Genomic DNA, 24,775 nt, shown 5'->3' on the forward strand with positions numbered 1-24,775 from the left:
CCTCTTTATACTCGGATTCACAGCACCTGCGGGTGGCAGTTCGCCGACCATTGCGATTTCCTTGAGATCCGAATTATGAAAATGACTTTGCCTTTTAAACCCCATGTGCTGGCGCTAATTTGCAGTGCCGGGCTTTGTGCCGCTTCCGGTGCTTTGTATGTAAAAAGCCGCACTGTGGAAACGCCTGTAGAAGCGCAAACTGTGCCTGTTGTCACTACAGCTACGCTTCCAGCAACGGTTTCCGCGCCGCCAGTAGTACCTGCCGTCGTCAAATCTACCTTCAGTACTGCGCAAATTGATCAATGGGTCGCGCCTGTCGCACTGTACCCCGATTCTCTGCTTTCACAAGTGTTAATGGCATCAACCTATCCGGCAAACGTTGCGCAAGCAGTGCAATGGTCGCACGATAATCCACTTAAACAAGGTGACGCTGCTATTCAGGCAGTAGCTGACCAGCCGTGGGATGCCAGCGTCAAATCACTGGTGGCGTTTCCACAGTTGATGGCATTGATGGGCGAAAACCCGCAGTGGGTGCAAAACCTGGGCGATGCGTTTCTGGCACAGCCGCAGGACGTGATGGACTCGGTACAGCGTTTGCGTCAACTGGCGCAACAAACCGGGTCGCTGAAGTCATCAACCGAACAGAAAGTCATTACGACAACGAAGAAAGCTGTACCGGTAAAACCGGCTGTCGCGCCTTCCGCCATACAATCCAATACCGTTTCAACAGCCAGCCCCGTCATTACAGAACCTGCACCGACCGTAATAACCATCGAACCAACCAATCCGGATGTGGTTTATATTCCCAACTATAACCCGACCGTGGTTTACGGGAACTGGGCCAATTCCGCGTATCCGCCGGTTTACCTGCCGCCGCCAGCCGGAGAACCGTTTGTTGACAGCTTTGTGCGCGGTTTCGGCTACAGCATGGGCGTTGCTACTACGTACGCACTTTTCAGCAGCATCGACTGGGATGACGACGATCATGACCATCATCATGACGATGATGATTATCATCACCACGATGGCGGTCATCGTGACGGCAACGGCTGGCAACACAACGGTGACAACATCAATATTGACGTCAACAATTTCAACCGTATCACCGGTGAGCATCTTACTGATAAGAATATGGCATGGCGGCACAATCCAAACTACCGTAATGGTGTGCCTTATCATGATCAGGATATGGCAAAGCGGTTTCATCAAACCGATGTCAACGGCGGAATGAGCGCCACGCAGTTACCTGCCCCAACGCGCGACAGGCAGCGCCAGGCGGCAGCAAGTCAGTTTCAGCAACGAACACACGCCGCACCAGTCATTACACGAGATACCCAACGTCAGGCAGCGGCACAGCAGTTTAATGAAGCTGAACACTATGGGAGCTATGACAACTTCCGCGACTTCAGCCGTCGCCAACCACTGACCCAGCAACAAAAGGACGCCGCTCGTCAGCGTTATCAGTCGGCCTCTCCTGAGCAGCGCCAGGCGGTCCGCGAGAAAATGCAGACTAACCCGCAGAATCAGCAGCGAAGAGAGGCAGTGCGTCAGCGTATTCAGTCCGCTTCACCTGAGCAGCGCCAGGCAGTCCGCGAGAAAATGCAGACTAACCCGCAGAACCAGCAGCGAAGAGATGCAGCGCGTGAGCGTATCCAGTCTGCCTCACCTGAACAACGTCAGGTTTTTCGGGAGAAAGTTCAGGAGAACCGCCCGCAACGTCTAAACGACAGTAACCGTACTGCCAGGCTGAATAACGAGCAACGGTCTGCGGTACGTGAACGGTTGTCTGAGCGTGGAGCAAGAAGACTGGAAAGATAAATTGCAGGCGTAAAAAAAGCGGCGTTGTTAGCCGCTTAAGACTGATGACAAACAGCGAATCGCCCGATGCGCAAGTTTATCGGGCCTACACGGCACCTGCAATATATTGAATTTGCATGATTTTGTAGGCCGGATAAGGCGTTTACGCCGCATCCGGCATCAACAACGAGCACTTTGTCAACAATCTGAAGCGGCCAGAATAGCCGCTTCTTAATTTGCCGGATGTTCCGGCACACGAAGAATTACTTCTTCTTCGCTTTCGGGTTCGGCAGGTCAGTGATGCTACCTTCGAATATTTCTGCCGCCAGACCCACAGACTCATGCAGAGTCGGGTGCGCGTGGATGGTCAGCGCGATGTCTTCCGCGTCACAACCCATTTCGATTGCCAGACCGATTTCACCCAACAGCTCACCGCCGTTAGTACCGACAATTGCACCACCGATCACACGGTGAGATTCTTTGTCGAAAATCAGTTTGGTCATACCGTCTGCGCAGTCGGAAGCGATAGCACGACCAGAAGCAGCCCACGGGAAAGTGGCGGTTTCGTAGCTGATGCCTTTCTCTTTCGCTTCTTTCTCAGTCAGACCTACCCATGCAACTTCTGGTTCGGTATAAGCGATAGACGGGATAACTTTCGGATCGAAGTAGTGTTTCTTACCTGCGATAACTTCAGCAGCAACGTGACCTTCGTGAACACCTTTGTGTGCCAGCATCGGCTGACCGACGATATCGCCGATAGCAAAGATGTGCGGTACGTTGGTACGCAGTTGTTTATCAACGCGGATGAAGCCACGGTCGTCCACTTCCACGCCTGCTTTACCTGCGTCGAGGTTTTTACCGTTCGGCACACGACCAATCGCTACCAGCACGGCATCGTAACGCTGCGGTTCAGCCGGTGCTTTTTTGCCTTCCATCGTCACATAAATACCGTCTTCTTTCGCTTCAACGGCAGTAACTTTGGTTTCCAGCATCAGGTTGAATTTCTTGCTGATACGCTTGGTGAAGACTTTAACGATGTCTTTGTCAGCCGCAGGGATAACCTGGTCGAACATTTCAACCACGTCAATCTGTGAACCCAGCGCGTGGTATACGGTTCCCATTTCCAGACCGATGATACCACCACCCATAACCAGCAGGCGTTCTGGTACTTCTTTCAGTTCCAGCGCGTCAGTGGAGTCCCAGATACGCGGATCTTCATGCGGAATAAACGGCAGTTGGATCGGGCGAGAACCCGCTGCGATGATCGCGTTATCGAAGTTGATCACGGTTTTACCGTTCTCACCTTCAACTTCCAGGGTGTTCGCCCCGGTGAATTTACCCAGACCGTTGACCACTTTGACTTTGCGGCCTTTCGCCATACCAGCCAGACCACCGGTCAGCTGATTGATCACTTTCTCTTTCCAGGTACGAATCTTGTCGATATCGGTTTTCGGTTCACCGAAGACGATACCGTGTTCAGCCAGAGCTTTGGCTTCTTCGATAACTTTCGCTACGTGCAGCAGTGCTTTAGAAGGGATACAGCCGACGTTCAGGCAAACACCGCCGAGGGTGTTGTAGCGTTCTACGATTACGGTTTCCAGACCTAAATCAGCGCAACGGAAGGCAGCAGAATAACCTGCGGGGCCTGCCCCAAGTACCACGACCTGAGTTTTGATTTCAGTACTCATCATGACCTCTATTTATTTATCTCCGGCGGTCATACCCGTCGTCTTTCAGGCCGCAGCGGCGTTAGCTTCACGCCCTCACCCCAGTCACTTACTTATGTAAGCTCCAGGGGATTCTGGCGCTTGCTACCTTGCTGCACCCAGAAATCCATAGGGTATGTGAAGTAATACCCTAACCACCACCGGGTCGTTCTATCCGTCGGTATTTTACAAAATTGTTAACAATTTTTAAACAACAAACGGCAACCGATTTGTCTATTCGCTAATAATCTCAATACATTCATGAGATTACCAGAAAAAAAGCCGACCGATGGGCCGGCTCTTTTATTTACATCACCAGACGGCGAATGTCAGACAGCGTGTTGTTAATGATGGTAATGAAACGGGCACCATCAGCACCGTCGATCACGCGGTGGTCGAAGGAGAGAGAGATCGGCAGCATCAGACGCGGCACGAACTCTTTACCATTCCACACAGGTTCCATCGCGGACTTAGAAACGCCGAGGATAGCCACTTCCGGCGCGTTCACAATCGGCGCGAAGTGGGTAGTACCCAAGCCGCCGATGCTGGAGATGGTAAAGCAACCGCCCTGCATTTCGCCCGCAGTCAGCTTACCGTCACGCGCTTTCTTAGAAATAGTCATCAGCTCGCGAGACAGCTCGATGATGCCTTTCTTGTTGACGTCTTTGAATACCGGAACAACCAGACCGTTCGGGGTATCCACCGCCACACCGATGTTGATGTATTTCTTCAGGGTCAGACGCTGACCGTCTTCCGACAGCGAACTGTTGAAGCGAGGCATCTGCTCAAGAGCTGCAGCAACGGCTTTCATGATGAAGACAACTGGGGTTATCTTCACATCCAGCTTACGTTTCGCTGCTTCTTCGTTCTGCTGTTTACGGAACGCTTCCAGCTCGGTGATATCGGTTTTGTCGAAGTGAGTAACATGCGGGATCATCACCCAGTTACGGCTCAGGTTAGCACCAGAGATTTTCTGAATGCGGCCCAGTTCCACTTCTTCGATTTCACCAAACTTGCTGAAGTCCACCTTCGGCCACGGCAACATGCCAGGGATACCGCCGCCAATCGCCGCCGGAGCTGCTTCTGCACGTTTGATAGCTTCTTTCACGTAAGCCTGAACGTCTTCGCGCAGGATACGACCTTTACGGCCAGTGCCCTTCACTTTCGCCAGGTTAACGCCAAACTCGCGTGCCAGACGGCGGATCAGCGGAGTCGCGTGAACGTAAGCGTCGTTTTCAGCAAATTCAGATTTACCTTCCGCTTTCGCAGCCGGTGCTGCTGCCGGTGCTTCAGCTTTTGCTGCCGGAGCCGGCGCTGCCGCTTCCTGTTTCGCCGGAGCCGCCGCAGGCGCTGCGCCTTCAACTTCGAAGATCATAATCAGCGAGCCAGTTTTCACTTTATCGCCAACGTTGACTTTCAGTTCCTTCACGACGCCCGCGAACGGAGCCGGAACTTCCATAGAGGCTTTGTCGCCTTCTACGGTGATCAGTGACTGTTCAGCGGCAACTTTGTCGCCCACTTTCACCATCACTTCGGTCACTTCAACTTCGTCACCGCCGATATCCGGAACGTTAACTTCTTTCACGCCAGCCGCTGGCGCAGGTGCTGCTGCCGGAGCTACTTCCTGTTTAGCCGCCGGAGCCGGAGCTGCCGCACCTGCTTCACCCGCAACTTCGAAGATCATAATCAGCGAGCCGGTAGACACTTTGTCGCCAACGTTCACTTTGATCTCTTTCACGGTGCCTGCAAACGGCGCCGGAACTTCCATAGAAGCCTTGTCGCCTTCAACGGTGATCAGCGACTGTTCAGCTTCAACTTTATCGCCCACTTTCACCAGGATTTCGGTCACTTCGACTTCGTCGCTGCCGATATCCTGAACGTTAACATCTTTTGCCGCCGCTGCCGCTGGTGCTGCTGCCGGAGCGGCTTCTTTCTTCTCTTCTGCCTGAGCAGGTGCAGCGTCAGCTGCACCGTCGGCGGAATCGAAAATCATAATCAGTGCGCCGGTCTGGGTTTTGTCGCCAACAGAGACTTTGATCTCTTTAACGATACCCGCCTGCGGAGACGGTACTTCCATAGAGGCTTTGTCGCCTTCTACGGTGATCAGCGACTGTTCGGCTTCAACTTTGTCGCCCACTTTGACCAGGATCTCGGTGATTTCAACTTCATCAGCCCCGATGTCCGGTACTTTGATTTCGATAGCCATTATTCTTTTACCTCTTACGCCAGACGCGGGTTAACTTTTTCTGCATCGATGTTGAATTTGGCGATTGCGTCAGCAACCACTTTCTTATCGATTTCGCCACGTTTAGCCAGTTCGCCCAGCGCCGCAACCACTACGTAGGAAGCATCAACTTCGAAGTGGTGACGCAGGTTCTCACGGCTGTCGGAACGACCGAAGCCATCAGTACCCAGGACGCGGTAGTCGTCAGCCGGTACGTAAGTACGGACCTGCTCAGCGAACAGTTTCATATAGTCGGTAGATGCCACTGCCGGAGCGTCATTCATCACCTGAGCAATGTACGGAACGCGCGGAGTTTCCAGCGGGTGCAGCATGTTCCAGCGTTCACAATCCTGACCATCACGCGCCAGTTCGGTGAAGGAGGTCACGCTATAAACGTCAGAACCTACGCCGTAATCTTTCGCCAGGATCTCTGCCGCTTCACGGACGTGACGCAGGATAGAACCGGAGCCCAGCAGCTGAACTTTACCTTTGCTACCTTCAATGGTTTCGAGTTTGTAGATACCTTTACGGATACCTTCCTCAGCACCTTCCGGCATTGCCGGCATGTGGTAGTTTTCGTTCAGCGTAGTGATGTAGTAGTAAACGTTCTCTTGTTTTTCACCGTACATACGCTCCAGACCGTCATGCATGATGACAGCAACTTCGTAAGCGTAAGCCGGGTCGTAAGAGATACAGTTCGGGATAGTCAGCGACTGAATATGGCTGTGACCATCTTCGTGCTGCAGACCTTCACCGTTCAGGGTGGTACGACCGGAAGTACCGCCGATCAGGAAGCCACGCGCTTGCTGGTCGCCAGCCGCCCAGCACAGATCGCCGATACGCTGGAAGCCAAACATCGAGTAATAGATGTAGAACGGAATCATCGGCAGATTGTTGGTGCTGTAAGAGGTCGCCGCTGCCAGCCAGGAACAACCTGCGCCCAGCTCGTTGATCCCTTCCTGCAGAATCTGGCCTTTCTCGTCTTCTTTATAGTAAGCAACCTGCTCGCGGTCCTGCGGGGTGTACTGCTGACCGTTCGGGCTGTAAATACCAATCTGACGGAACAGACCTTCCATACCGAAAGTACGCGCTTCGTCGGCGATGATCGGCACCAGACGATCTTTGATCGACTTGTTCTTCAGCATCACGTTCAGGGCACGAACGAAAGCGATAGTGGTAGAAATCTCTTTGCTCTGCTCTTCCAGCAGCGCGCCGAAGTCTTGCAGGCTCGGCAGCTCCAGCTTCTCGGTGAAGTTCGGCTGGCGGCTTGGCAGATAACCGTGCAGCTTCTGACGCTGAGCGTGCAGATAGGTATGCTCTTCAGAACCTTCCGGGAAGGTGATGTACGGCAGTTTTTCGATATCTGCATCAGACACCGGCACATTGAAACGGTCGCGGATGTGCCGCACGCCGTCCATGTTCATTTTCTTAACCTGGTGCGCGATGTTTTTGCCTTCAGCCGCGTCGCCCATGCCGTAACCTTTAATGGTATGAGCAAGGATTACAGTCGCTTTGCCTTTGGTTTCCTGCGCTTTCTTGAATGCGGCGTAGATTTTCTTCGGATCGTGACCGCCACGGTTCAGAGCCCAGATCTGCTCGTCAGTCCAGTCTGCAACCAGTGCTGCAGTTTCCGGATATTTACCGAAGAAGTGTTCACGAACATACGCACCATCTTTCGATTTGAAGGTCTGGTAGTCGCCGTCAACGGTTTCGTTCATCAGCTGGATCAGTTTACCGCTGGTATCTTTACGCAGCAGTTCATCCCAACGGCTACCCCACATCACTTTGATCACGTTCCAGCCAGCACCTTCGAAGATGCCTTCCAGTTCGTTGATGATCTTGCCGTTACCAGTTACCGGGCCGTCAAGACGCTGCAGGTTACAGTTGATAACGAAGACCAGGTTATCCAGTTTTTCACGGGTAGCGATGGTAATCGCACCTTTGGATTCCGGTTCGTCCATTTCACCGTCGCCGAGGAACGCGTAAACGGTCTGTTTAGAGGTATCTTTCAGGCCACGGTGTTCCAGATATTTCAGGAATTTAGCCTGGTAAATAGCACCAATCGGACCCAGACCCATAGATACGGTCGGGAACTGCCAGAATTCCGGCATCAATTTCGGGTGCGGATAGGAAGATAGGCCATTGCCGTGAACTTCCTGACGGAAGTTATCGAGCTGCTCCTGAGTCAGACGACCTTCCAGGAAAGCACGAGCGTAAACGCCCGGGGAGATGTGACCCTGGAAGTAAACCAGGTCGCCGCCATCCTGCTCGTTGCGTGCACGGAAGAAGTGGTTAAAGCACACATCATAAATGGTTGCGGAAGACTGGAAGGATGCCATGTGGCCGCCCAGTTCCAGATCTTTTTTGGATGCACGCAGAACCGTCATGATGGCGTTCCAGCGGATAGCTGAACGAATACGGCGTTCCAGTTCCAGATTACCCGGATACTCCGGTTGTTCTTCAACGGGGATGGTGTTGATGTAGTTGCTGACGCCGGTGCCTGCGGCTACGTTGACTCCGCCTTTGCGGGCTTCAGCAAGCAGTTGGTCGATCAGATACTGAGCACGCTCAACACCTTCTTCACGGATGACCGATTCGATCGCCTGGAGCCAGTCGCGAGTTTCGATCGGATCCACGTCATTTGGGAAACGTTCTGACATGGGTTATTCCTTATCTATCTAATAACGTTGAGTTTTCTGGAACCTGTCCCATTGAACTCTCGCCGGAAAGCTCAATAAGACAGGTTCTACGTTTAGTTGCCGCGCTTTTATATGCGCTTGATTTACAACATCTTCTGGCTAATTTTCACCAGAAAAATCACTAATTCTTTCGTTGCTCCAGACGGCGCAGAGAACGCTCACGGCGACTCTCTTCACGGCTTCTGTCGAGCAAAATTTCTTCGATAAAGGCCAGATGGCGATGTGATGCTTCGCGCGCTTCTTCCGGCTTACCGGCCATAATCGCTTCGAATATGCGGGTGCGGTGACTACTCACCAGCGGCAGCATCTCGCGACGCGAATAGAGCAATTCGAAGTTCTGACGGACATTCTGAGCCAACATCGGCTCCATACACCTTAGCAGATGAAGCAAAACCACATTGTGGGCCGCTTCGGTGACGGCAATCTGATACTGGAGTACGGCGTTTGATTCCGCGTCCAGATCGCCAGACTGCTGCGCCAGCTCTATGGCGTGATGGAGTTCACGGATGCGTTCCTTGTCTTCATCGGTACTACGCAGCGCGGCGTAATAAGCGGCGATACCTTCCAGGGCGTGTCGTGTTTCGAGCAAGTCATACTGTGATTCAGGATGGTCGGAGAGCAGCTCCACCAGCGGATCGCTGAAACTTTGCCAGAGGCTGCTCTGGACAAAAGTGCCGCCACCCTGGCGACGAAGCAACAAGCCCTTCGCTTCGAGACGTTGAATCGCCTCACGCAAGGAGGGACGGGAGACGTCGAACTGTTTCGCCAGTTCGCGTTCCGGTGGGAGTTTTTCGCCCGGACGAAGTGTGCCTTCGAGGATCAAAAACTCCAGTTGCTGCTCAATCACATCGGAGAGTTTTGGTTGGCGGATTTTGCTGTAGGCCATGAGTTCCTGTCTTAAGCCACTTGCCGAAGTCAATTGGTCTTACCAATTTCATGTCTGTGACGCTAAAGTAACAAAGTATTCACCTCATGTCCATACAGGTTTTGATTGAAATCATGAAACTGTGCACATTTTAACAACTTGACACATATGACGTTTCAAAGTTGTAACTATGCACAAATGTAGACTTTACGTGAGCAATGGTTTTTTTAACGTTTATTAAACTATAAAAATCCGAATTGAACCGATTCACTTACCAATTTTTCGATTTTTAATGCCATTAAAATGAATTTATATTCATTTATTGCGGTGGGGGTGTTTCGGGGCTTCCCTTTACAAACGATTTCTTTTTAGGCAACTCATCTTCAACCTGGCATAAAGCGAGTGCATTCGCTGCCACATACCATTATTCTTGATCTGACGGAAGTCCCTTTGTAACAATTCAAACGCCTTTGATGTAAACAAATTAATACAACAAACGGAATTGCAAACTTACACACGCATTACTGCGTAGATCAAAAAAACAATCACCGCACGAGGTTTCATGATGGAAGGTCAACAGCACGGCGAGCAGCTAAAGCGCGGCCTTAAAAACCGCCATATCCAGCTTATCGCGCTGGGTGGCGCGATAGGAACCGGGCTATTCCTGGGAAGCGCCTCCGTAATACAGTCCGCAGGGCCAGGGATTATCCTGGGTTACGCTATTGCCGGTTTTATCGCCTTTCTGATCATGCGTCAGTTAGGTGAAATGGTGGTCGAAGAACCGGTAGCAGGCTCCTTCAGCCACTTTGCTTATAAATACTGGGGCAGCTTTGCTGGTTTCGCCTCTGGCTGGAACTACTGGGTACTGTACGTTTTAGTTGCCATGGCAGAGCTTACTGCCGTCGGCAAATACATTCAGTTCTGGTATCCGGAAATCCCCACCTGGGCTTCGGCCGCCGTATTCTTTGTGGTGATCAACGCCATCAATCTGACCAACGTTAAAGTGTTTGGCGAGATGGAGTTCTGGTTTGCCATTATCAAAGTTATCGCGGTGGTGGCGATGATCATCTTCGGTGGCTGGCTGCTGTTTAGCGGCAACGGCGGCCCGCAGGCGAGCGTTAGCAACCTGTGGGATCAAGGTGGCTTCCTGCCGCACGGCTTCACCGGGCTGGTGATGATGATGGCGATTATCATGTTCTCGTTCGGCGGTCTGGAACTGGTGGGCATCACCGCAGCAGAAGCAGATAACCCGGAGCAAAGTATTCCCAAAGCGACTAACCAGGTTATCTACCGCATCCTGATTTTCTATATTGGTTCGTTAGCCGTTCTGCTCTCCCTGATGCCGTGGACACGCGTTACCGCCGATACCAGTCCGTTTGTGCTGATCTTCCACGAGTTGGGCGATACTTTTGTAGCTAACGCCCTGAATATCGTGGTGTTGACGGCGGCGCTTTCGGTTTACAACAGTTGCGTCTACTGCAACAGCCGTATGCTTTTCGGTCTGGCACAACAAGGAAACGCACCGAAAATGCTCGCTTCCGTCGATAAACGCGGCGTACCGGTAAACACCATTCTGGTCTCTGCGTTGGTTACGGCATTGTGCGTACTGATTAACTACCTTGCCCCAGAGTCCGCATTCGGACTGTTAATGGCGCTGGTGGTTTCCGCTCTGGTGATCAACTGGGCGATGATTAGCCTGGCACATATGAAGTTCCGCCGCGCTAAGCAAGAACAAGGTGTGATAACTCGTTTCCCTGCCCTGCTCTATCCACTGGGTAACTGGATCTGCCTGCTATTTATGGCGGCGGTACTGGTGATTATGCTGATGACGCCGGGAATGGCGATTTCGGTTTACCTGATCCCGGTATGGCTGCTCGTGTTAGGCATCGGCTATCTGTTTAAAGAGAAAACCGCAAAAGCCGTAAAAGCGCATTAATTTCTCTACGCCCTCACCCGCGCAGGGTGAGGGCTACAATCTTTTACACCAACGCTCCGTAAATCGTCAGTAGCGCAATCACCACCACAACCACGAACGAAGTTTTCTTCGCCATTGAAACCGCTGCTTTCGGCGTCTCCACCTTATCAACATGCGGTTCACGCGCCAGAGAGAACTGCGCCAGACGCGTTAACACCTGATATTGCGAAGTATGGAAATCACCCAGCGAAGCGAACCAGGCAGGTAATGCTTTCTCACCGTGACCGATCAAGGCATATACCACACCCGCAAGACGAACCGGCACCCAATCCAGCACATGAAGCACGGCATCAATGCCGGACTGTAAACGATGATGCGGCGTCTGGTAACGCGCCAGCCAGTATTGCCATGCACGCAAAAACGCATACCCCATCAGCGTAACTGGCCCCCAGGTTCCCCCTACAATCAACCAGAACAGCGGCGCCAGGTAAAAACGGAAATTGATCCACAGCAATGCATTTTGCAGCTCACGCAAGAACTCACGTTCATCACAACCTGCAGGAACACCGTGAATCATGGTTAATTCGCCAGCCATCGTGGAACGGGCATGGTTATCGTTACGTGAAGCGGCTGTCAGATATGCATGATAATGGAGACGCACTTTACCCGCGCCAATACACAGTAAACCAAGCAACAGCCATACCAGCAGCGTAGGGACGTTGAACAATAACCCATGCAACGCGCGCAACAGCAAAAAAGTCACCCCCATCGCAATAATGGTCATACCTAACGTGCGCCCCAGCGAAAAATGTTTCACCCGCCGAAAGAACGCTTCAAGACGGTGATCAAGCTGCCAGTGCTCGCCCAACTTAAACAGGCGCTCAAAAATTAGCACCAGTAAGGTTGTAAATAGCGTCATGTTGTCTCCTTGCTAACCAGCGCACGAAACCGTGCCCAATCAAATGCAGGACCGGGATCGGTTTTCCGCTCCGGCGCAATATCGCAATGCCCCGTCATGTTTTTAGCGATATCTGGATAGCGATCAATCAGCGCCCGCGTAACCGCCGCAAGCTGTTGATACTGCGCATCGGTGTACGCCAGCGTGTCAGTACCTTCCAGCTCAATCCCAATAGAAAAATCATTACAGCGTTCGCGACCTTGATACTGAGAGACTCCCGCGTGCCAGGCGCGTTTATCGAAAGGAACATACTGGACAATTTCACCATCACGGCGAATCAAACAATGAGCGGAAACGCGCAAATGGGCGATCTCAGCAAAGAAAGGATGTGCCTGCGGATCAATAGTTCCGGTGAATAATGCGTCGATCCACGGACCGCCAAACTCGCCTGGCGGCAGGCTAATATTGTGCACCACCAGCAGGGTGGGTGTTTCGTCATCCGGGCGACAATCGTAATGTGGTGAGGGAACGCGGCGCGCGCCGACCAGCCACCCCTGTTCTAACAACATGCAGGATCTCCTTATATGTGGTGCTAATACCCGGTTCAGAGTAGCATGTTTCTACCTTATGATTCGTTAGCTATCTGGAGTTTTAACATGCCGCCTCGCCGCTATAACCCTGACACCCGACGTGACGAGCTGCTGGAACGCATTAATCTCGATATCCCCGGCGCGGTGGCTCAGGCGCTGCGGGAAGATTTAGGCGGAACAGTCGATGCCAACAATGACATTACGGCAAAACTTTTACCGGAAAATTCTCGCTCTCATGCCACGGTGATCACCCGCGAGAATGGCGTATTTTGCGGCAAACGCTGGGTTGAAGAGGTGTTTATTCAGCTGGCAGGCGACGATGTCACCATCATCTGGCATGTCGATGACGGCGATGTCATCAACGCCAATCAACCCTTGTTCGAACTTGAAGGCCCATCCCGCGTGCTGTTAACGGGCGAACGCACTGCGCTCAATTTTGTGCAAACCCTTTCAGGGGTTGCCAGTAAGGTACGCCACTATGTCGAATTACTGGAAGGCACCAACACGCAGTTGTTGGATACGCGCAAAACCTTACCCGGCCTGCGTTCAGCTCTGAAATACGCGGTACTTTGCGGCGGCGGAGCGAATCACCGTCTGGGGCTTTCTGATGCCTTCCTTATCAAAGAAAACCATATTATTGCCTCCGGCTCAGTGCGTCAGGCGGTCGAAAAAGCGTCCTGGTTGCACCCGGATGCGCCAGTAGAAGTCGAAGTAGAAAATCTGGAAGAACTTGATGAAGCCCTGAAAGCAGGTGCCGATATCATCATGCTGGATAACTTCGAAACAGACCAGATGCGCGAAGCCGTCAAACGCACCAACGGCAAGGCGCTACTGGAAGTGTCTGGCAACGTCACCGACAAAACTCTGCGCGAATTTGCCGAAACGGGCGTGGACTTTATCTCCGTCGGTGCGCTAACTAAACACGTACAGGCACTCGACCTTTCAATGCGTTTTCGCTAATTGCTGACAGATTTATCCGCTCCGTAGCGGGCGGATAATCTTCCCTTCCCCCATCTTTCTTCGTAACGCCTCGCAAATTTCTTGTCTTTCACTGCAACGTAATAAAAAACCCCGGAAGCTGCTTTCCCGTTTTGTTTTTTGCCCCTCGCCTGTGCCGATGGCGTTTGCCAAAGTAGCGCCAACGAAATCAAGGAGCAAAACAGATGGACAAGCAACGCGGTTTTACACTTATCGAACTGATGGTGGTTATTGGCATCATTGCCATTTTAAGCGCCATCGGCATTCCCGCTTATCAGAACTACCTGCGCAAAGCCGCACTCACCGACATGCTACAAACCTTTGTGCCTTACCGTACTGCCGTAGAGTTGTGCGCGCTGGAACATGGTGGATTAGATACCTGTGACGGCGGTAGCAATGGCATCCCCTCGCCCACCACCACTCGCTATGTTTCAGCCATGAGTGTGGCAAAGGGCGTGGTGTCGCTGACCGGGCAGGAGAGCCTCAATGGGCTAAGCGTCGTCATGACGCCGGGTTGGGATAACGCAAACGGCGTCACCGGCTGGACGCGCAACTGCAATATTCAAAGTGACAGCGCGTTGCAGCAAGCCTGCGAAGATGTCTTCCGCTTTGATGACGCTAACTAAGGAGCGGCCATGAATATTTCACAGCTCACCGCCCTGTGTCTGCGTTATCAGGGAGTCTTGCTGGATGCCAGCGAAGAGGTGGTTCATGTGGTGGTGGTCGATGCACCTTCGCATGAGCTACTGGACGCATTGCATTTCGCTACCACCAAACGTATTGAGATCATCTGCTGGACGCGCCAGCAGATGGAAGGTCACGCCAGTCGCGTACAACAAACGTTGCCCTTAGCCGTTCAGGAGAAGCATCAGCCCAGAGCAGAGTTGCTGACCCAAACGTTACAATCTGCGCTGGAACAACGCGCGTCTGATATTCATATCGAACCAGCAGACAATGGATACCGTATCCGCCTGCGTATCGACGGTGTACTGCATCCTTTACCGGATGTTTCACCGGATGCCGGAGTCGCATTAACCGCCAGATTAAAAGTGCTGGGAAGCCTGGATATTGCGGAACATCGCCTGCCGCAGGACGGGCAATTCACTGTCGAACTGGCAGGGAACGCCGTCTCATTTCGCATTGCGACCTTGCCATGTCGGGGCGGTGAAAAGGTGGTATTAAGGTTGTTACAGCAGGTAAACCAGGCGCTGGATGTCAACACGCTGGGAATGCAGCCATTACAACTGGCGGACTTTGCTCATGCCCTACAGCAACCACAAGGACTGGTACTGGTAACTGGGCCAACCGGAAGCGGAAAAACCGTCACGCTTTATAGCGCCCTGCAAACGCTGAATACCGCTGACATTAATATTTGTAGCGTCGAAGATCCGGTTGAGATCCCCATCGCCGGGCTAAACCAGACGCAAATACATCCGCGTGCCGGGCTCACCTTTCAGGGCGTTTTGCGTGCGTTATTGCGCCAGGATCCTGACGTCATCATGATCGGAGAGATCCGCGATGGCGAAACGGCAGAAATCGCCATTAAAGCCGCGCAAACGGGTCATCTGGTATTGTCTACGCTACACACTAATTCCACCTGCGAAACGCTGGTGCGTTTACAGCAAATGGGGGTCGCCCGCTGGATGCTCTCGTCGGCGCTCACGCTGGTAATAGCCCAGCGTCTGGTACGCAAACTTTGCCCACATTGTCGCCGGCAGCAAGGGGAGCCTATCCATATTCCCGACAATGTATGGCTATCGCCGCTGCCCCGCTGGCAAGCACCCGGTTGTGAACATTGCTACCTCGGTTTTTATGGTCGCACGGCCTTGTTTGAAGTTTTGCCCATAACACCGATTATACGTCAGCTTATTGCCGCTAATACCGACGTTGAATCGCTGGAAACGCACGCCCGACAGGCGGGAATGCGCACGCTTTTTGAAAACGGCTGCCTGGCCGTGGAGCAAGGCTTAACCACCTTTGAAGAGTTAATCCGCGTATTGGGGATGCCGCATGGCGAGTAAGCAACTCTGGCGCTGGCATGGCATAACCGGCGACGGCAATACGCAAGATGGGATGCTATGGGCAGAGAGCCGTGCTTTGCTGCTTATGGCACTACAGCAACAGATGGTTACTCCACTAAGCCTGAAGCGAATCGCCATCAATTCTGCGCAGTGGCGAGGAGATAAAAGCGCGGAAGTCATTCATCAACTGGCGACGCTACTCAAAGCCGGGTTGACGCTTTCTGAAGGGCTGGCACTGTTGGCGGAACAGCATCCCAGTAAGCAATGGCAAGTGTTGCTGCAATCACTGGCGCACGATCTCGAGCAGGGCGTTACCTTTTCCAATGCTTTATTACCCTGGTCAGAGGTATTTCCACCACTCTACCAGGCGATGATCCGCACGGGTGAACTGACCGGTAAGCTGGATGAATGCTGTTTTGAACTGGCTCGTCAGCAAAAAGCCCAGCGTCAGCTGGCCGACAAAGTGAAATCAGCATTGCGTTATCCCATCATCATCTTAGCGATGGCAATCATGGTGGTTGTGGCAATGCTGCATTTTGTTCTGCCGGAGTTTGCCGCTATCTATAGGACCTTTAACACCCCGTTACCGGCGCTAACGCAGGGGATCATGACGCTGGCAGATTTTAGTGGTGAATGGGGCTGGCTGCTGGTGTTGTTCGGCTTTCTGCTGGCAATAGCTAATAAGTTGCTGATACGCCGCCCGACCTGGCTTATCGTGCGACAGAAATTGCTGTTACGCATCCCAATTATGGGTTCCCTGATGCGGGGACAAAAACTCACGCAGATTTTTACGATTCTGGCGCTGACACAAAGTGCAGGGATTACTTTTTTACAAGGGATTGAGAGCGTCAGAGAAACAATGCGCTGTCCGTACTGGGCGCAACTTCTGACACAAATCCAGCACGATATCAGTAACGGTCAGCCTATCTGGCTGGCGCTAAAAAATGCCGGTGAGTTTAGCCCACTCTGTTTGCAATTAGTGAGAACAGGAGAGGCATCCGGCTCGCTGGATCTCATGTTAGATAACCTCGCTCACCATCATCGGGATAACACGCTGGCGCTGGCAGATAATCTTGCAGCCTTACTGGAACCGGCGTTGCTGGTTATTACAGGAGGAATTATCGGTACGCTGGTGGTGGCAATGTATCTGCCAATTTTCCATTTAGGCGATGCGATGAGTGGGATGGGATAACGCTGGCGTGGTGATCCACGCCAGCATTGGGAGATTACAGGTTATTGAAGATGCGGTTTTCTTGTTCCTGCACACGGATAAACGTGGTGCGCTTGGTCAGCTCTTTCAGGCGTGAAGCCCCAACGTATGTACAAGCTGAACGCAGACCGCCTAAAATATCACGTGCGGTATTTTCAACCGGACCACGCAGCGGCAGCTTAACGGTTTTACCTTCTGCAGCGCGATATTCCGCAACGCCGCCAACGTGGCGTTTCATCGCAGACTCGGAGCTCATGCCGTAGAACAGCATAAATTTCTCGCCGTTCTCTTCAACAATGCGACCACCGCTCTCTTCGTGGCCTGCCAGCATACCACCGAGCATCACGAAATCAGCACCGCCGCCAAAGGCTTTCGCGACATCGCCCGGTGTGGTGCAGCCACCATCGCTGACGATCATCCCGCCCAGACCGTGCGCGGCATCGGCACATTCGATTACCGCAGAAAGTTGCGGATAACCGACGCCTGTTTTGACGCGAGTTGTACAGACAGAACCTGGGCCAATACCAACTTTAACGATATCAGCACCGGAGAGGATAAGCTCCTCACACATTTCACCAGTCACTACGTTGCCAGCACAAATGGTTTTGGTCGGCCACGCTTCACGCGCTTTCGCAACGAACTGCACGAAGTGTTCGGAATAACCATTCGCCACATCAATACAAACGAAGTTTAATGCCGGGTTCAGGTCGAGAATTTGTTTGGTTTTTTCGAAATCCGCATCAGACGTGCCGGTAGAAACCATCACATGTTTCAGCACATCAGCGGAAGAATTGTTGATAAACGCTTGCCACTCTTCGACAGAATAGTGTTTATGCACAGCAGTCAGAATATCAAAAGAAGCCAGCGCAGAGGCCATGGAAAAAGTGCCTACGGTGTCCATATTCGCGGCGATAATCGGCACGCCGGACCAGCTCTGACCTGAATGTTTGAAGGTGAATTGACGTTCCAGTTCAACATCGGAACGACTTTTAAGAGTAGAACGTTTAGGACGGATGAGGACGTCTTTAAAACCTAACTTCAGATCTTCTTCAATACGCATGTGCGGATTCCTGGGGTTAATGGCTATAAGGATAAGAGCGCAACTCCAGTGACGCTATCATACGCACTAATCGATGTGGCGCAAGACTGCGAAATTGTCTTTTTTTACGCTACAATCCCATAAATTTACCTGGTAAATAATGAGCGAATGTTCCATCAATTTCGCTTTTGTACGCTCATTTTTAACATTTTGATAATCATGATGAATTCCCGGGAATATAAATTATGAGGTATATAGTTGCCTTAACGGGAGGCATTGGCAGTGGCAAGAGTACCGTTGCAAATGCGTTTGCAGACCTCGGAATTAACGTCATTGATGCCGATATTATTGCGCGTCAGGTGGTTGAACCAGGTGCACCTGCGCTACGTGCCATTGCTGAACACTTTGGCGCTGACATGATTGCTGCTGATGGGTCATTGCAGCGCAGGGTCTTGCGCGAGCGGATCTTCGCTAACCCGGTAGAGAAAAACTGGCTTAACGCCCTGCTGCATCCGCTGATTCAGCAGGAGACGCAACGTCAGATCCAGCAGGCAACTTCTCCCTATATACTGTGGGTTGTGCCATTGCTGGTAGAAAACTCACTGTATAAAAAAGCGAATCGTGTGCTGGTGGTGGATGTCAGCCCAGAAACGCAACTTAAGCGCACCATGCAGCGCGATGATGTTACTCGCGGGCATGTCGAACAAATTCTTGCTGCCCAGGCAACGCGCGAAGCCCGTCTTGCCGTGGCAGATGACGTCATTGATAATAACGGCGCACCGGATGCTATTGCATCGGATGTTGCCCGCCTGCACGCACACTATTTGCAGCTTGCGTCGCAGTTTGTCTCACAGGAAAAACCGTAATGCAGACCCAGGTCCTTTTTGAACATCCACTAAATGAAAAAATGCGTACATGGCTGCGCATTGAGTTTTTAATTCAACAACTCACCGTAAATTTACCCATCGTTGACTACGCTGGCGCCCTGCATTTCTTCCGTAATGTCAGCGAATTGCTGGATGTTTTCGAGCGCGGAGAAGTGCGCACTGAGCTGTTGAAAGAGCTTGACCGCCAGCAACGTAAACTCCAGACCTGGATTGGCGTGCCAGGCGTTGATCAGAGCCGTATTGAAGCATTAATTCAGCAGTTAAAAACAGCGGGTAGCGTGTTGATTTCCGCGCCGCGTATCGGGCAATTTCTACGTGAAGACAGGCTGATTGCCTTAGTGCGTCAGCGTCTGAGCATCCCTGGCGGCTGTTGTAGCTTTGATTTGCCCACTTTGCATATCTGGCTGCATTTACCCCAGTCACAACGCGACAGCCAGGTAGAAACCTGGATTGCCAGCCTGAACCCGCTCACCCAGGCACTTACCATGGTGCTTGATTTAATTCGCCAGTCTGCCCCCTTCCGCAAACAAACCAGCCTGAATGGTTTTTATCAGGATAATGGTGACGATGCCGATTTGCTGCGCCTGAATCTGGCGCTCGATTCACAGCTTTATCCGCAAATTTCCGGTCATAAAAGCCGTTTTGCGATTCGTTTTATGCCGCTGGACAGTGAAAATGGACAAGTACCGGAACGTCTGGATTTCGAACTGGCCTGTTGCTAAGGAGTAAAAATGTCAGAAACTATTACGGTGAATTGCCCTACCTGCGGGAAAACGGTGGTTTGGGGTGAAGTCAGCCCGTTTCGGCCATTTTGTTGCAAACGTTGTCAACTGATCGACCTCGGAGAATGGGCTGCTGAAGAAAAACGAATCCCCAGCAGCGGTGATCTTTCTGAGAGTGATGACTGGAGCGAAGAGCCAAAGCAGTGACATTTTGTCTGATGCCGCACGTAGGCCTGATTAGACGCGGTCAGCGTCGCATCAGGCATCTTGCGCAAATGTCGGATGCGGCGTGAACGCCTTATCCGACCTACAGACGTTTAAGCTTCGCAATTACCGGTTCATTGGCTGGCGGAAAATCATCGGCATTCAGACCGACCAGCGACATCCACTTAGCGGGTTGCCCTTCTTTACCCCACGGCTCCCCTTCCCAGCTTTCGACCAGCCAGAACCACAGTGTTATATGCCTGTCCGGGAATTCATATTCCAGCTTTTCAAATAGATAAAAATGTTGGGGGGTAATCCCGACTTCTTCCTGAAGTTCACGCACCACCGCTCGTTCCGGTGTTTCGCCCATTTCAATTTTACCGCCTGGAAACTCCAGTTTATTCGCCATGTGCGCATCTGCGGCACGACGAGTAATAAAAATTTCATTGTTCTCGTTGCGAATAATACCCACCGCAATTTGCAGTTTTTTCATTGTCTTAAACCTATAAAAAAGGCGCAGAATCCTGCGCCTTTTATTTCAACAGTTAGCTTTTATTGCAGGCGACCATGGCACTGCTTGTATTTTTTACCAGAACCGCACGGGCAAGGATCGTTACGTCCTACTTTGCGCTCACCGGTTTGCGCCGCCAGTGCCGCTGCGGCTGCAGAGTCGTCATCCTGATGGCTAAGCTGCTGCATTTGCGCTAAACGCTCGGCTTCCATACGACGCTGTTGTTCCAGCTCCTCAACCTCTTCAGGCATACGTACCTGGACTTTGCTCAGCGTGCTGATAACTTCATATTTCAACGACTCCAGCATCGCTGCAAACATGGAGAACGATTCACGTTTGTATTCCTGCTTCGGATCTTTCTGTGCATAGCCACGCAGGTGGATACCCTGACGCAGATAGTCCATCGCTGCCAGGTGCTCTTTCCACAGGGAGTCAAGCGTTTGCAGCATGACGCCTTTCTCGAAGTGACGCATCATCTCAGCACCAACCACTTCTTCTTTACGCTGATACACTTCGATGGACTGCGCCAGAATACGCTCACGCAGCGTCTCTTCATGCAGTTCAGGCTCTTTGTCCAGCCACTCGGCAATCGGCAAATCGAGGTCGAAATCGTTTTTCAGACGTTCCTGCAGACCCGGAATATCCCACATTTCTTCCAGTGACTGTGGCGGAATGTAGGCATCGATGGTCGCTTTGAACACATCTTCACGAATGCTGTTGATGGTTTCGCTCACATCGCTAACATCCAGCAGTTCGTTACGCTGGGAGTAAATGGCGCGACGCTGGTCGTTAGCCACGTCATCATATTCCAGCAGTTGCTTACGAATATCGAAGTTACGGCTTTCAACTTTACGCTGGGCGTTGGCAATCGCTTTGGTCACCCACGGGTGCTCAATGGCTTCGCCTGGTTTCATACCCAGTTTACGCATCATGCCGGATACTCGGTCGGAAGCAAAAATACGCATCAGCGCATCTTCCATCGACAGGTAGAAACGGGAAGAACCAGCATCCCCCTGACGACCAGAACGACCGCGCAACTGATTATCGATACGACGAGATTCGTGACGTTCGGTGCCGATGATATGCAGGCCACCTGCTGCCAGTACCGCATCGTGACGTACCTGCCAGTCGGCTTTAATTTTTTCAATTTGCTCTGCGGTCGGATTTTCCAGCGCGGCAACTTCTGCCTGCCAGCTACCACCAAGCACAATGTCAGTACCACGACCCGCCATGTTGGTCGCGATGGTCACCGCTGCCGGATAACCTGCCTGAGCAACAATCGCCGCTTCGTTGGCGTGGAATTTGGCGTTGAGGACGTTGTGTTTGATACCGGCTTTGGTCAGCTCATTTGACACCAGCTCCGATTTTTCGATGGAGATAGTACCCACCAGCACCGGCTGACCTTTCGCAGTACGTTCTTTGATATCTTCAATGATCGCCTGAATTTTTTCTGCTTCGGTCATGTAGACCAGGTCTGGCAAATCTTTACGAATCATCGGACGGTTGGTCGGAACGACTACGGTATCCAGCTTGTAAATTGAGCTGAATTCGAATGCTTCGGTATCAGCAGTACCGGTCATCCCCGCCAGTTTTTCATACAGACGGAAGTAGTTCTGGAAGGTGATAGAAGCCAGCGTCTGGTTTTCGTTCTGGATCTGCACACCTTCTTTAGCTTCAACAGCCTGGTGCAGACCATCGGACCAGCGACGCCCCTGCATGGTACGACCGGTGTGTTCGTCAACGATGATAACTTCGCCATCTTTAACGATGTAATCGACGTCGCGAGTAAACAGCGCATGAGCGCGCAGCGCCGCCGTTACGTGATGCATCAGCATGATGTTGGCCGGAGAGTACAGCGACTCCCCTTCATCCATGATGCCTTCTTTCACCAGCAGTTCTTCAATCAGCACCAGACCACGTTCGGTCAGGTTCACCTGGCGAGATTTTTCATCAACAGAGAAGTGGCCTTCGCCCTGGAAGGTTTCGGAGTCTTCTTTTTCCTGACGGATCAGGTGCGGAATAATTTTGTTCACTCGCTTATACATTTCCGAGCTGTCTTCAGCCGGGCCGGAAATAATTAGCGGTGTACGCGCTTCATCGATCAGGATGGAGTCCACTTCGTCCACCAGCGCATAGTGCAGTTTACGCTGTACACGTTCTTCAGGGCTGAACGCCATGTTGTCGCGCAGGTAGTCAAAGCCGTATTCATTGTTCGTACCGTAAGTGATGTCAGCCGCGTAAGCCTCACGCTTTGCCGGCGCAGGCATTCCCGGCAGGTTGACGCCGACGGTCAGGCCGAGAAATTCAAACAGCGGACGGTTGTTTTCGGCGTCACGTTGCGCCAGGTAGTCGTTGACGGTAACAACGTGCACACCTTTACCGGTTAATGCGTTCAAGTAAGCAGGCAGCGTTGCGGTCAGAGTTTTACCTTCACCAGTACGCATTTCCGCGATGCAACGTTCATTAAGAACCATACCGCCGAGCAACTGTACATCGAAGTGACGCATACCAAAGACGCGCTTACTTGCTTCACGCACGACGGCGAAGGCTTCCGGGATCAGATTTTCCAGCACTTCGCCTTTTTCCAGGCGCGCGCGGAACTCTGCGGTTTTCCCTTTCAGTTCTTCGTCGGAGAGTTTTTCCATCTCCGGTTCCATGGCATTGATGATGTTCACCACTTTGCGCATCCGGCGCAGGGTACGATCGTTACGACTACCGAAAACTTTAGTTAATAATTTGATTAGCATAATAAAATCTCAAACGCCCCGCGTTGCGGAGTTAATAAAATGAAATAAAGGTTTATTGTTGTTAGCTGAGGCGTTGAGGGCCAGCACGGATGCCTTGCGCCAGGCTTATCCAGACGGGCGTGCTGAATGTTGCTTGTGGGGTAAAATGCGCATAATCAATGCGATAATCATTTTCAGACGGCGTGCCTTCCTGGGTCAGCAGCGCGCTGAGCGTATCCAGTAAAGCAAGATGTTGCGCCTGAAGAGGCAAAGATTCTTCGGCAACGGGCAGCGTTTGCGGTGCCATTGCGAAGGAAAGATGACGGATTACCGTGCGAATTGCGTGCTGATGCCAGTAATCAACAGAATAGTTTGAGTTCGGGCGGCGCGTGTTCGCTTCCAGCAAGGCCAACTGACCAAAGTTAACTTTGGCGGAAGGCTCGTGGTTGCGGGTTGTCGCTTTTGCGGGCGCATTTGGTTCGGCGGCGTTGCTGAGCGCAGGCAGACCTAAACTCGCCGCGACCATCCCTAACAAGAGATGCGGCCAGAAGTAGCGTTTACCAAACTGTCGCCAGCGCGTCAGTATTCCACTCACGTTATTGCCATCCCGATCGTATTCAAACGTTTTTAGCGCACAAATCTTATCATTAAAGCCTGAAGTCCACAGCAGGAATGAAGATAAGTTGTACGTAAAAGTGCTTAAGAAAACAGCGTTCGCACCGTTTCTTACGGCTCTGATAAAAGCTCAAAAAAAACGACTGGTTCACCTGGCCGGAGAGAGTGCCAGATTTGCCAGTCGAATTTTATACGACAGTATAAATGTCGTTATGCCAGTACGGCTGAAGGCGCTTTGAAGGCCAACGGCAGTTCTGCGTCGTCCTGGAAGGTCACATATTCCCAGGCTTCCTGTTTTGCCAGGACAGCCTGCAACAATTTATTATTCAGTGCATGACCGGATTTATAAGCGGTGAATGCACCAATAATGTTGTGACCACACATGAACAAGTCACCGATCGCATCGAGCATTTTGTGACGAACAAATTCGTCTTCAAAACGCAGACCGTCTTCGTTCAGTACGCGATAATCGTCAACAACGATGGCACAATCGAAACTGCCGCCCAGGCACAAACCACGAGACTGCAGGTATTCGATATCACGCATGAAACCGAACGTACGCGCACGGCTGATCTGGCGCATAAACGCATCAGCAGAGAAGTTCATCGCATAACGTTGATTGCTGGAATCGATAGCCGGATGGTTGAAATCGATGGTGAAATCCAGCGAAAAACCATTGTATGGCTTAAATTCAGCCCACTTATCGCCATCTTCGACACGAACAGTCTCTTTGATGCGAACAAATTTCTTGGCGCAGTTCAGCTCGTCGATACCCGCATCAAGCAGCAGGTAAACAAACGGAGCGGCACTACCGTCCATGATCGGGATTTCCGGTGCGTTAACTTCGATAACAATGTTATCGATGCCTAAGCCCGCGAGCGCAGCATTCAGGTGCTCAACGGTTGAAATCCGTACATCATGCTCGTTGACCAGACACGTACAGAGCATGGTATCACGCACAGATTTGGCATCGGCCGGAAAATCTACCGGTGGATTCAAGTCGGTGCGACGATAGATGACCCCGGTGTTGGCCGGCGCAGGGCGTAACGTCAGAGTGACTTTCTTGCCGGTATGTAAACCGACACCCGTCGCCTGAACGATACGTTTAAGTGTCCTTTGTTTGATCATCGTATTATCTCGCCAAATTACCTATCCAACCGAAGTGTAC

At 51.9% G+C, this 24,775-nt stretch carries 20 protein-coding genes; 9 read left to right on the plus strand and 11 right to left on the minus strand.

The features are described from left to right. Nucleotides 1-75 precede the first annotated feature (75 nt). Entirely contained in the window at nt 76-1,818 is a 1,743-nt protein-coding gene (locus FC814_RS03550) for a DUF3300 domain-containing protein (protein WP_137325522.1), read from the plus strand. Between the two features lie 242 nt (nt 1,819-2,060). Here the strand turns inward: FC814_RS03550 and lpdA are convergent, their stop codons facing one another. The 4 genes from lpdA to pdhR all read right to left on the minus strand — a co-directional run bounded on the left by lpdA (nt 2,061) and on the right by pdhR (nt 9,312). Further along, nucleotides 2,061-3,485 (minus strand): dihydrolipoyl dehydrogenase, encoded by a 1,425-nt coding sequence (lpdA, locus tag FC814_RS03560; RefSeq protein WP_000102484.1) that lies wholly within the window; start codon nt 3,483-3,485, stop codon nt 2,061-2,063. A gap of 325 nt (nt 3,486-3,810) precedes the next feature. Beyond that, nucleotides 3,811-5,709, minus strand: coding sequence for a pyruvate dehydrogenase complex dihydrolipoyllysine-residue acetyltransferase (gene aceF, locus FC814_RS03565; protein WP_137325524.1), 1,899 nt, complete (start codon nt 5,707-5,709; stop codon nt 3,811-3,813). A gap of 14 nt (nt 5,710-5,723) precedes the next feature. Continuing rightward, a complete protein-coding gene (gene aceE, locus FC814_RS03570) occupies nt 5,724-8,387 on the minus strand; it encodes a pyruvate dehydrogenase (acetyl-transferring), homodimeric type (RefSeq protein ID WP_000003834.1) in 2,664 nt (887 codons plus the stop codon). A 160-nt stretch (nt 8,388-8,547) separates the two neighbouring features. Next, the gene (pdhR, locus tag FC814_RS03575; RefSeq protein WP_000331776.1) at nt 8,548-9,312 is read right to left on the minus strand and encodes a pyruvate dehydrogenase complex transcriptional repressor PdhR; all 765 of its coding nucleotides are present in this window, start codon (nt 9,310-9,312) and stop codon (nt 8,548-8,550) included. Nucleotides 9,313-9,853: 541 nt separating this feature from the next. Here pdhR and aroP point away from each other — a divergent pair. Further along, nucleotides 9,854-11,227: an aromatic amino acid transporter AroP gene (gene aroP, locus FC814_RS03580; RefSeq protein ID WP_000969909.1), complete on the plus strand. Its 1,374-nt coding sequence runs from the start codon at nt 9,854-9,856 to the stop codon at nt 11,225-11,227. 43 nt (nt 11,228-11,270) lie between these two features. Here the strand turns inward: aroP and ampE are convergent, their stop codons facing one another. Continuing rightward, nucleotides 11,271-12,125, minus strand: coding sequence for a beta-lactamase regulator AmpE (gene ampE / locus FC814_RS03585; RefSeq protein ID WP_000171991.1), 855 nt, complete (start codon nt 12,123-12,125; stop codon nt 11,271-11,273). Beyond that, the gene (gene ampD, locus FC814_RS03590) at nt 12,122-12,673 is read right to left on the minus strand and encodes a 1,6-anhydro-N-acetylmuramyl-L-alanine amidase AmpD (RefSeq protein WP_000923724.1); all 552 of its coding nucleotides are present in this window, start codon (nt 12,671-12,673) and stop codon (nt 12,122-12,124) included. The genes ampE and ampD overlap by 4 nt, the downstream gene beginning before the upstream one ends. Before the next feature lie 87 nt (nt 12,674-12,760). Here ampD and nadC point away from each other — a divergent pair, with 87 nt between their 5' ends. From nadC to hofC, 4 genes are all read left to right on the plus strand, one after another. Then, the gene (gene nadC, locus FC814_RS03595) at nt 12,761-13,654 is read left to right on the plus strand and encodes a carboxylating nicotinate-nucleotide diphosphorylase (RefSeq protein ID WP_001135165.1); all 894 of its coding nucleotides are present in this window, start codon (nt 12,761-12,763) and stop codon (nt 13,652-13,654) included. 203 nt (nt 13,655-13,857) lie between these two features. Beyond that, on the plus strand, nt 13,858-14,298 hold the full coding sequence (gene ppdD / locus FC814_RS03600) for a prepilin peptidase-dependent pilin (protein ID WP_000360904.1): 441 nt from the start codon (nt 13,858-13,860) through the stop codon (nt 14,296-14,298). Nucleotides 14,299-14,307: 9 nt separating this feature from the next. Then, nucleotides 14,308-15,693, plus strand: a complete 1,386-nt coding sequence (gene gspE / locus FC814_RS03605; protein WP_137325525.1) for a type II secretion system protein GspE — start codon at nt 14,308-14,310, stop codon at nt 15,691-15,693. Beyond that, on the plus strand, nt 15,683-16,885 hold the full coding sequence (hofC, locus tag FC814_RS03610; protein ID WP_000157283.1) for a protein transport protein HofC: 1,203 nt from the start codon (nt 15,683-15,685) through the stop codon (nt 16,883-16,885). The genes gspE and hofC overlap by 11 nt, the downstream gene beginning before the upstream one ends. 34 nt (nt 16,886-16,919) lie before the next feature. Here the strand turns inward: hofC and guaC are convergent, their stop codons facing one another. After that, nucleotides 16,920-17,963, minus strand: a complete 1,044-nt coding sequence (gene guaC / locus FC814_RS03615; protein ID WP_001217338.1) for a GMP reductase — start codon at nt 17,961-17,963, stop codon at nt 16,920-16,922. A gap of 224 nt (nt 17,964-18,187) precedes the next feature. On the opposite strand from guaC, the gene coaE reads away from it, so the two are divergent. The 3 genes from coaE to yacG are packed head-to-tail and all read left to right on the plus strand — an operon-like array spanning nt 18,188 to nt 19,758. Then, complete coding sequence (coaE, locus tag FC814_RS03620) at nt 18,188-18,808, plus strand: dephospho-CoA kinase (protein ID WP_137325526.1); 621 nt, start codon at nt 18,188-18,190, stop codon at nt 18,806-18,808. Continuing rightward, nucleotides 18,808-19,551: a cell division protein ZapD gene (zapD, locus tag FC814_RS03625; protein ID WP_001194742.1), complete on the plus strand. Its 744-nt coding sequence runs from the start codon at nt 18,808-18,810 to the stop codon at nt 19,549-19,551. The genes coaE and zapD overlap by 1 nt, the downstream gene beginning before the upstream one ends. Nucleotides 19,552-19,560: 9 nt before the next feature. Further along, the gene (gene yacG / locus FC814_RS03630; protein WP_000005045.1) at nt 19,561-19,758 is read left to right on the plus strand and encodes a DNA gyrase inhibitor YacG; all 198 of its coding nucleotides are present in this window, start codon (nt 19,561-19,563) and stop codon (nt 19,756-19,758) included. Nucleotides 19,759-19,858: 100 nt separating this feature from the next. Here the strand turns inward: yacG and mutT are convergent, their stop codons facing one another. From mutT to lpxC, 4 genes are all read right to left on the minus strand, one after another. After that, complete coding sequence (gene mutT / locus FC814_RS03635) at nt 19,859-20,248, minus strand: 8-oxo-dGTP diphosphatase MutT (RefSeq protein WP_137325527.1); 390 nt, start codon at nt 20,246-20,248, stop codon at nt 19,859-19,861. 59 nt (nt 20,249-20,307) lie between these two features. Continuing rightward, nucleotides 20,308-23,013, minus strand: a complete 2,706-nt coding sequence (gene secA / locus FC814_RS03640; protein WP_000905801.1) for a preprotein translocase subunit SecA — start codon at nt 23,011-23,013, stop codon at nt 20,308-20,310. A 61-nt stretch (nt 23,014-23,074) separates the two neighbouring features. Next, on the minus strand, nt 23,075-23,587 hold the full coding sequence (gene secM, locus FC814_RS03645; RefSeq protein WP_000014323.1) for a secA translation cis-regulator SecM: 513 nt from the start codon (nt 23,585-23,587) through the stop codon (nt 23,075-23,077). A 230-nt stretch (nt 23,588-23,817) separates the two neighbouring features. Continuing rightward, nucleotides 23,818-24,735, minus strand: coding sequence for a UDP-3-O-acyl-N-acetylglucosamine deacetylase (lpxC, locus tag FC814_RS03650; protein WP_000595482.1), 918 nt, complete (start codon nt 24,733-24,735; stop codon nt 23,818-23,820). Nucleotides 24,736-24,775: the final 40 nt, after the last annotated feature.

The organism is Escherichia sp. MR, from assembly GCF_005280595.1.
Taxonomy (GTDB): domain Bacteria; phylum Pseudomonadota; class Gammaproteobacteria; order Enterobacterales; family Enterobacteriaceae; genus Escherichia; species Escherichia ruysiae.